An 8,127-nucleotide genomic window follows, 5' to 3' on the forward strand; every position below is an offset into this window, starting at 1 on the left:
CTCCCGTGGGCGGGTCCATCGCCGCCCGTACCGGAGGAGCCTTCCAACCGTCGCTCTACAGATGCTCTATCTCACCGCGCAGGCGCCGATTTGTGGCAGGCGGGCGGGACTCGAGGTGCCACCCGACGGCACAGTCGTCGTGGTCTCCAGGACGTCGGGCTCAACGGTCCGGGAAGCCGGCCAGTTGTTTCGCCAGGTCGTCCTGCGTCCGCTGCAGCTTGCCGGCGAGTCCGAGGATTGCGTTGCGCAACGGCCGGACCGGTCGGGGCAGGTTGGCCAAGCGGGTCAGCCGGTGCGCGAGCGCGACCACGCGGACCGCCTCGGCGCGACTGTTCCTCGCGTAGGCGTCCAGGCCGGCCTCGTGGCCGTCGGTCAGGGCTGTGGACAGCGCGTCGGCCAGCGCGACCGCGTCGCGCAGACCCAGGTTCATGCCCTGGCCGCCGGCCGGGCTGTGCGTGTGCGCGGCATCGCCGGCCAGCAGCACCCGCCCGGCCCGGTAGGTGTCCGCGACCCGCTCGTGAATCCGGAAGCGCGAACCCCAGATCACCTCGGTCACCCTCGGCGAGTTCTTCTTCGGACCCCGCGCCGTCAGTAACTGCTGGGCGTACGCGAGGTCCGGGTGCTCGGGCGCGGCGTCGACGGACGCGACCAGCCGGAACGACCCGTCCGGGAGCGGTGCGATCACGAGCAGGCCGGCGGTCGCGAAGGACAGCGAGACCTCCTCGGCCGGCAGCCCTTCGGCCCGGACGTCGACCAGGCTGAACGACAGTTGCAGGGTGTCGCCCGGCATCTCCACCCCGGCGAGCTCGCGGATGGTGCTGTTCATGCCGTCGGCGGCGACGACGTACTGCGCCTTGATCACGTCGCCGGTGTCGAGCGTCACCTCGGCGCCGTCCGCGGTCTGACTCAGGCCGGTGGCGACGTACGGGCGGAGCACGCTCCCACCGAGCTCCTCGAGCCGCTCGAGCAGGATCTCCTCGGTCTGCCACTGCGGGATCATCAACGTGAACGGGTAGTCCGTCGGCAGGTCGCGGAAGCTGACCGGCACGAGCCGGCGGTCGCCGTCGCGGATGGCGAAGTCGTCCAGCTTCAGCCCCAGCTCGACCAGGCGCTTGCTGACACCGATCCGGTCGAGCAGCTCCAGCGTCCGGGCATGGATCACGGACGCCCGCGAGGTGTTCGCCCCCTCGGCCTGCTTGTCCACCACGACCACGGAGTGCCCGCGCAGCCGCAACCCGGCCGCCACCGCCAGCCCGATCGGGCCGGCGCCCACCACCACGACCTCTGCACCCTGCGGAGTCATCGTCGCTCCTCTCATCGCATTTATCAACGCTTGTTGACTTTTACTGTAGGCAGGCCGGGATGAAAAGTCAACAAGTGTTGGCATATGCTGCGGGCATGGCGGAACGGAAGTCGGACCGAACCCGGGCGGCGATCCTCGCGGCGGCCCGCGAGCGGTTCGGAGCGGACGGGTACGAGCGGGCCACGATCCGGGCGATCGCGGCCGACGCGGCGATCGACCCGGCGATGGTGATCCGCTACTACGGCACCAAGGAGAAGCTGTTCGCCGCGGCCGCCGAGTTCGATCTCCGGCTGCCCGATCTCCGCGACGTACCGCGGGATCAGCTGGGGGAGGAGCTGATCCGGCATTTCCTGACACGCTGGGAGGGTGACGACACCCTGCGAGCACTCCTGCGGGCGGCGATGACCCACGAGACCGCGGCCGACCGGATGCGGCAGTTGTTCACCGACCAACTCGCGCCGACGCTGCGGGAACTCTTGGTCGACGCCCCGGACGTCCGCGCCGGCCTGGTCGCGAGCCAGGCGCTCGGCCTCGCGCTGGTCCGCTACATCCTGCAGGTGCCGCCGGTTGCCGGACTGTCCCACGACGACGCCGTGGCCTGGCTCGGCCCGACGCTGACGCGCTACCTCACCGCGCCGTTGCCGTGATCCATGCCTGTGTGGCGGGGAGGGTCTCCTCCAGCGGAGGAAGGTGGGGGTGCCACTTGAGCTCCCACTCCAGCGACAGGGGATAGCCGGTCCCGCTCAGCGTCGCGAGCAGGTCCTGGATGGGGAAGTCGCCGGTGCCGATGGCGACCGGACGGTAGTTCTGCCGGGAGTCCGTGTCCTTGATCTGGACGAACTCGATCCAGGGCTCGAGCAGGTCGAAGGCCCGCGCCGGGGTCTCCCCGTGGCTCCAGGTGTGCGCGCTGTCCCAGACGACCTTCACGTGGTGGCCGGGGACGTCGGTGTCCAGCAGCCGGCAGAGCGCGGCCATCTTCGCTCCGGCCGAGTGCGAGTCGTGGGTCTCCAGCAGGATGCGGGTCTCCGTCGGCGCGGAGGTGACCCGGTCGAGCGCGCGGATCTCGCCGGCGCTCGGTCCGTCCGGCGTACCGGAGCCGGGGTCGGGGTCGCCGGGGAAGACGCGGACGCCGCGGGCCCCGAGATCGGCGGCCAGCTCGAGGTGCGCCTCCAGCGGCTGGTCCTCGACCGCGCACAGCTTCACGTAACTGCTGATCGCGAGGATCTCGAGGCCGGCGTCCTCGATCCTGGTCCGCAGCTCGCGCCGCTGCGCGAAAGTCAGCCCGGTGTTGGTGAACTCCTCGTCCGCGGCGCGGAGCTCCAGGCCTGAAATATCGTTGCCTTTGGCAAGTTTCAGGACGTGGTCGAGGGGTGCTCCGGGACAGCCGAGGGTCGAGAAGGCGAAAGTCATGAACCCTATTCGATCAGACCCAGCGGCGGCGCGGGTGCGTGCGCGGAGTGGTGCTGGTCCGGTCGTCCTCCCGCGAGGCCTGCTGCTGCTCGTAGCTGTACGGCGACTGCTGCTGGTACTCCGGCTGCTGCTCCTGCGAGTGGTAGCCGTAGTCGGAGCCGCTGTCCGCCGGGTAGCTCTGGCTGTAGCTGTCGTACGTCGGCTGGACGCCGCTGTACTCGGAGCCGCTGTACGAGGTCTGGCTGTAGGAGTCGTACGACGCCTGCTGCTCGTAGCCGTTGCTGCTCGAGTACTCGGAGGTCGACGAGTAGCCGTGATCCGTGGACTCGTAGTTGCTGCTGCTCGAGTAGTCCGACTGCTCGTACGACGTGTACTCCGGGCTTGAGTCGTACGTCGACCGGTAGGAGTCGTCGTACGAGCCGTACGTCGGCTCGGCCGAGTACGTGCTCTCGGGGTACGACGGCTCCGGCCCGTACGACGTGACCGGCGGCAGTGGCTTCGACGGCGTCAGGAAGTCGTCCTGCTGGGAGACGGCCGGAGTCGGCTCGTAGTAACCGGAGGACGCCGACACGTGCGACGACCGCGTGGTGTGCTCCGACGGCGCGTACACCTCGTGCGAAGAGGTCTCCGACTGGATCGCCGACGGGCTGTCGACCGCGACCCGAGCGGCCCGGCGGCCAGCGCGCGCAACGGGCGCGGGCTCAGGCTCGGGTGCGGGCTCGACCTCCGCGGGGGAGGAGGTGGAGGTGAGGTAGTCGGAGGTCTCGTACGAGGAGCCTCCCGAGTACGGCTCGGAGTAGCTGCTCGCCCAGGACGCCGCCTCGGCCGGCTGCGAAGGCTGGTACTCAGTCGGCTGGTACTCGGTCGACTGGTACTCGGTCGACTGGTACTCCGCCGACTGGTACTGGCCCGACTCGTACTGGTTCGGCAGGTACGAGTACGGCTCGGGCTCGACGACCGACAGCGGCGGCGTCTCGTCCAGGTAGCTGCTCGCAGTCGGGGTCGACAACACGTCGTCGTTCGCGGAGCCGAGGTAGTCGCTCCACCGAGTCTTCTCGTACGCCGTCTCCTGGGCCGCGGGCTTCTCGTCCTGCCAGGAGGCGACGGCGTCGAACTGCTCGGTCGACTGGCCGTTGTCGCCGTCCTGCCAGCTCTGCACGACCGGCGCGAACGGGCTCCACTTCGGCGCCTCCTCGACCGGAGCGCTCCCGTCGAACGCGCCGGGCACCTCACCGAAGGCCGGCCGGTCACCATCGAGGGCCGCGGGCGCACCGAACGGGGTGCTGCCGCCGGGAAACGCACCGGCGGCGGCACCGTCGCCCGGGAAACCGGCGGCCGGCGCGGGCGCCGGAGCCGGCGCGAACGGGCTCGGCGCCGGGGCCGGAACGCCACCGGCCATCTGCAGCTCGGGCTGCCGCTCGAGCCGCAGCGCCGGCGCGGCGGCGATCGGCTCGTTGATCGCGAGCTGCTCGTCGGTGTCCTCGTTCGCGTACGTCGGGACCGCGGTCAGCTTCGGCTCGCGCTGGTCCCACCACGGGACCCACTCGCGGCTGGTCTGCATGTGGTTGATCCGGCGGATCACCAGCGTCGCCGCGACCGCCGAGACCGCGGTCAGCAGCAGGGACGCCGTACCGGCGAGGGCGATCCCGCGCAGCGACCCGACGGTCGCCTCCATCCACATCAGGAACCGGCGGACGACCACGTCGAACGCGAGAGCGCCGATCCAGGTCACCCACCACACGGACGTGAGAGCGGGGGTCCTGAATCGGCGCAGGTCGTCGGCGTACACCGGGGTCTTCGGATCACTGGCCAGCCAGACGTCGTCGACGATCTGCTTGGGGTACCAGAGATTGGGGCCGGGGCAGAACCAGCTGGCCAGCACCCAGCCATGGCTGCGGCGATGGTCGGCCTGGCAGAACACCTCGGAGTTGACCCGGGCCCGCCAGAGCCAGATGACGAAGACGACGGCGGCGGCGACCGAGATGACGACGTTCGGGACCGCGGTGACCTTGGCGATGGCGTCGGCGCGGTTCAGGTCCGCGTCGTCGACGTTCGGCATCCCGCCGAGGTAGCGGTTGACGACGGAATACGTGTTCCAGTCGGACCAGGTGGAGAGCAGATGGGTGAGTGTCGACGCTCCGAGGAGTCCGATGGCGATCTTTCCGATCGTCCCGACCTGCTGGAACTCCTCAGCTGCGTGCGGCTGCCACTCTGCTTCATCGTTTTCGACAGCAGACAACACTGCTGGCTGCGGGTGGCTCACGTCTCGCGTCCCTCGCGTTGCTGGAACTCCGTCTGTTCGGCGTTTCGGCCAAATCCTGCCCCCGCATGACCGAGCCACATTGATACCACGAAGTAAGTACCCGTGTGGAGTTGAGTCCAGCACGGAGGGTGTCGACTTAACATGCTTCTTTCGTACGCCCATCACCTCTTGTAACGACCGATTCGACCGTCCGTGACGGTTGCTTTACCGCTCAGGAGGTTGGAAACCGGGCTGCGCCTGCCCGGCCGCCCACCACGGAACCCAGGCCCGCTTCGTCTGCAGCTCGTCAATCCGCTCGATCAGGATCACCGCGAGCACCGCGGCCGCGGTGGTGAACAGGGCCGAGATCGTCGACAGGACGACGTTCGTCCGCAGCTGACCGGGCTCGGTCGCGGCGACCAGGATCCCCCGCTGCACGACGTTGCCCGTGACCAGGCCGGCGACCCAGGTGAGCCACCAGGCCCAGACCAGCCGGGTGCCCGGGATGTCGCGCAGGACCAGGGTCTGCGGCGGCGTCCGCGGATCGCTGGCGGCGACGATGTCGTCGACGACCTGCTTGGGGTACCACAGGTTCACCACCGGGCAGATCCAGCTGCCGAGCACCCAGCCGCGGGTGAACCGGTGCTCGCCGCGGCAGAACATCTCCGCGTTCCACCGGACCCGCCACAGCCAGACGATGAACACCACCGCGGCGGCGAGCAGGGCCAGCGCGGCGACGATGCCGAGCGAGCCGGAGATCAGGTCGGCCTCGGCCAGCCGGTCCGGGTCGTCGGCATGGTTCTTGACCGACTGGTACGAGTACCAGTCGGACCACGCCGTCGCCCAGGTGGACACCGTGACGACACCGATCAGGATCGACGCGGCCAGTCCCATCGCCCGCTCGGAGCTGAACCAGCGGTCCAGCGGCGGCTGGGTCGGCATGTGCCAGAAATAGCACAACACCCTGTGACCAGGCGAGGACTGCAGGTTGTTGCCACCAGGTGTCGGCGAGCGGGTCGATGTCGCGAACCCGCCGGAAACTGTCCGTCCCGGGCGGAAGGATGGGCACATGCGCTGGTCCGTGATCGACTCTCCGATCGGTTCTCTGTCCCTGGCCGTGGACGAGACCGGGCTCTGCCGGCTGAACTTCGGCCGGGTCGACCAGCAGCACCTCGAGCCGGACCCGCTGCTCACCGAGACCCAGGAGCAGCTCGAGGCGTACTTCGCCGGCGAGCTCCAGGAGTTCACCGTGCCGCTGTCGGTCCGCGGCGGCTCCGACTTCGAGCGCGCCGTCTGGTCCGAGCTGCGGCGGATCCCGTACGGCGAGATGCGGACGTACGGCGAGGTCGCGAAAATCCTCGGCGAGCCGGGCGCCGCGCGGGCCGTCGGAGTGGCCTGCAACCGGAACCCGATCGCGGTCGTCGTGCCGTGCCACCGGGTGGTGGGCGCCGGCGGGAAGATGGTCGGCTTCGGCGGCGGCATCCCGCTCAAGCGGCACCTGCTCGAGCTGGAGGCGCGGATCACTCTGGAGACGCTGTGGAGCTGAAGCGAAAAGGTGTCCCCGCGACCACGCTGTGAAACCTGACGAAGATCTGACACCGGGCGGCGCGGGCGAACCCGTCGCGTCGGCTGCAGGGCGACTAAAGTCGCTAACAGCGATCACATCGTCACGCTTCAGCGTGGCCTGCTGGTCCGCGAACCTCCCTGCCCCCCGGAAGACGCATAGATGAACAAAGCTCGTTCGACCGCACACCTCCACCCCGACCTGAGTGCCCTGACGGACAAGAGCGCCGAGGACTGGACCGCACCCGAGATCCAGGATGCCGCCCGCTCGGCTCTGAAACTGCACGCACCCGACCGCGAACCGCTGACCTGGATCAAGCGGTTCGGCATCGTGCCCTGGCTGCACCGCAACGACGCCGTCTGCCGGCACTGCGGCGGCACGTACCCGTGCATCACGCACCGGTACGCCACCCAACTGCTGTCGGCCGGTCGCTACACGATCGCCAAGCCGCAGCACGACGAGGATCCCGAGGTCGACCCCGCCGGCGAGAGCCGCGAGCCGACGAACGACTGAACGTCGTACGCGCAAGGCGACGTCGGACGAAACGAAGGCCGCGAGCCCCTTCCGGGGATCGCGGCCTTCGCCGTTGCGGTGGTCCGGATCAGGAGTCGGACGGCTTCGGGTTCGTCGACTTCCGGGCGGTGGTGGTCTTCTTCGCGGCACCGTTGGCCGCCGCGTTCGCGTCGGAACCCTCGCCCTTGGCGTTGTCGGTGGCCGGCGACTCCGCCTTCGGCGCGTCGGCCTTGCCGTTCGACGAGGCCGGCTCGGATGTGGTGCCGGTCTTGGTGTCCGGCTTGGTGTCCGGCTTGGTCTCCGGCTTGGTCTCCGGCGTGCTCTCCGGCTTGGTCTCGCCCGGGCGCGACGTCGTCCCGGCCGGGGCCGAGCTGTAGTCGCGACCACTGGTCGGGGTCGACTGCCAGGCCGGCTCCGGCGGGGTCAGCAACTTCTTCACGGCCGCCGCGGCCAGGGCACCGAAGCCCAGGAACAGGACGACCTTGCGGAGCCGGTGGCTCTTCTTCGGCACGTCGAGCTCACCCTTGAGCGCGGCCTTGGTGGCCTTGCCCCGGCGCGAGGTCTCCTCGACGACCGGCTCGGCGGCGGCCGCGAGCGACGCCAGTGCGGCGGTCACCTTCGGCAGGACGTCGTCGTTGAACCGCTCCCGCGCCTTCTCGGCGGCGTGCTCGGTCGCCGGGCCGACCTTGGCCAGCGCGTCGTCGATCACCGGGCTCGCTTTCTCGACGGCGACGTTCGCGTAGTGGGCGCCGCGCTCGACGGCCTTCTCGGCGTACGGCGACACCTTCTCCCGTGCGGTGCCCACAGCCGGCCCGAGGTGGTCGCGGACCTGGCCGGCGACCGGCCCGATCTTCTCCGACGCCGACTCGGTGAGCGGCCGGACCCGGTCCTTCGCGGTCTCGACCCGGCCCTTGGACTTCAACAAACCCACGGTTCCTCCTCGGTGCCGCCCGCCCTCGGTGGGCAGCCATCTGGCCCATCGGCGGTATGGACGCTACTGATACGACTCTGGACAGATCCGGCTTCGTTTGCATCGTACGACGTACCCAGCCGACAAACCCGCTCCCCGGCCCTCCCCGGGGACCTGTATCGATC

8 protein-coding genes are annotated in these 8,127 nt (G+C 69.6%); 3 read left to right on the plus strand and 5 right to left on the minus strand.

Going from position 1 to position 8,127, the window contains the following annotated elements; all coding sequences use genetic code 11:
• Window positions 1-160: 160 nt before the first annotated feature.
• Window positions 161-1,303, minus strand: coding sequence for an FAD-dependent oxidoreductase (locus E1218_RS17325; RefSeq protein ID WP_132321328.1), 1,143 nt, complete (start codon window positions 1,301-1,303; stop codon window positions 161-163).
• 95 nt (window positions 1,304-1,398) lie between these two features.
• Here E1218_RS17325 and E1218_RS17330 point away from each other — a divergent pair, with 95 nt between their 5' ends.
• Complete coding sequence (locus tag E1218_RS17330) at window positions 1,399-1,950, plus strand: TetR/AcrR family transcriptional regulator (RefSeq protein WP_132321330.1); 552 nt, start codon at window positions 1,399-1,401, stop codon at window positions 1,948-1,950.
• On the opposite strand, the gene E1218_RS17335 is transcribed toward E1218_RS17330, so the two are convergent.
• From E1218_RS17335 to E1218_RS17345, 3 genes are all read right to left on the minus strand, one after another.
• Window positions 1,931-2,713, minus strand: coding sequence for a sugar phosphate isomerase/epimerase family protein (locus tag E1218_RS17335; protein ID WP_132321332.1), 783 nt, complete (start codon window positions 2,711-2,713; stop codon window positions 1,931-1,933). The genes E1218_RS17330 and E1218_RS17335 overlap by 20 nt on opposite strands.
• Window positions 2,714-2,726: 13 nt before the next feature.
• Complete coding sequence (locus E1218_RS17340) at window positions 2,727-4,955, minus strand: DUF4328 domain-containing protein (RefSeq protein ID WP_233712285.1); 2,229 nt, start codon at window positions 4,953-4,955, stop codon at window positions 2,727-2,729.
• Between the two features lie 225 nt (window positions 4,956-5,180).
• Window positions 5,181-5,897, minus strand: a complete 717-nt coding sequence (locus E1218_RS17345) for a DUF4328 domain-containing protein (protein ID WP_132321336.1) — start codon at window positions 5,895-5,897, stop codon at window positions 5,181-5,183.
• 127 nt (window positions 5,898-6,024) lie between these two features.
• On the opposite strand from E1218_RS17345, the gene E1218_RS17350 reads away from it, so the two are divergent.
• Together E1218_RS17350 and E1218_RS17355 are read left to right on the plus strand one after the other, a co-directional pair.
• Entirely contained in the window at window positions 6,025-6,501 is a 477-nt protein-coding gene (locus E1218_RS17350; RefSeq protein WP_132321338.1) for a methylated-DNA--[protein]-cysteine S-methyltransferase, read from the plus strand.
• Window positions 6,502-6,681: 180 nt separating this feature from the next.
• Window positions 6,682-7,032 carry a hypothetical protein gene (locus tag E1218_RS17355; protein WP_233712284.1) on the plus strand — a complete coding sequence of 117 codons (351 nt, stop codon included), beginning with the start codon at window positions 6,682-6,684 and terminating at the stop codon, window positions 7,030-7,032.
• A gap of 88 nt (window positions 7,033-7,120) precedes the next feature.
• Here the strand turns inward: E1218_RS17355 and E1218_RS17360 are convergent, their stop codons facing one another.
• Window positions 7,121-7,963 carry a hypothetical protein gene (locus E1218_RS17360; RefSeq protein ID WP_132321340.1) on the minus strand — a complete coding sequence of 281 codons (843 nt, stop codon included), beginning with the start codon at window positions 7,961-7,963 and terminating at the stop codon, window positions 7,121-7,123.
• Window positions 7,964-8,127 lie beyond the last annotated feature (164 nt).

It is taken from the genome of Kribbella turkmenica, from assembly GCF_004348725.1.
GTDB classification, from domain to species: Bacteria; Actinomycetota; Actinomycetes; order Propionibacteriales; family Kribbellaceae; genus Kribbella; species Kribbella turkmenica.

Excerpts from the sequence above, each read along its gene's own strand:
- E1218_RS17335 (WP_132321332.1), bottom strand. The coding sequence starts at position 2,713 with ATGACTTTCGCCTTCTCGACCCTCGGCTGTCCCGGAGCACCCCTCGAC.
- E1218_RS17330 (WP_132321330.1), top strand. The coding sequence starts at position 1,399 with ATGGCGGAACGGAAGTCGGACCGAACCCGGGCGGCGATCCTCGCGGCG.
- E1218_RS17350 (WP_132321338.1), top strand. The coding sequence starts at position 6,025 with ATGCGCTGGTCCGTGATCGACTCTCCGATCGGTTCTCTGTCCCTGGCC.
- E1218_RS17325 (WP_132321328.1), bottom strand. The coding sequence starts at position 1,303 with ATGACTCCGCAGGGTGCAGAGGTCGTGGTGGTGGGCGCCGGCCCGATC.
- E1218_RS17345 (WP_132321336.1), bottom strand. The coding sequence starts at position 5,897 with ATGCCGACCCAGCCGCCGCTGGACCGCTGGTTCAGCTCCGAGCGGGCG.
- E1218_RS17355 (WP_233712284.1), top strand. The coding sequence starts at position 6,682 with ATGAACAAAGCTCGTTCGACCGCACACCTCCACCCCGACCTGAGTGCC.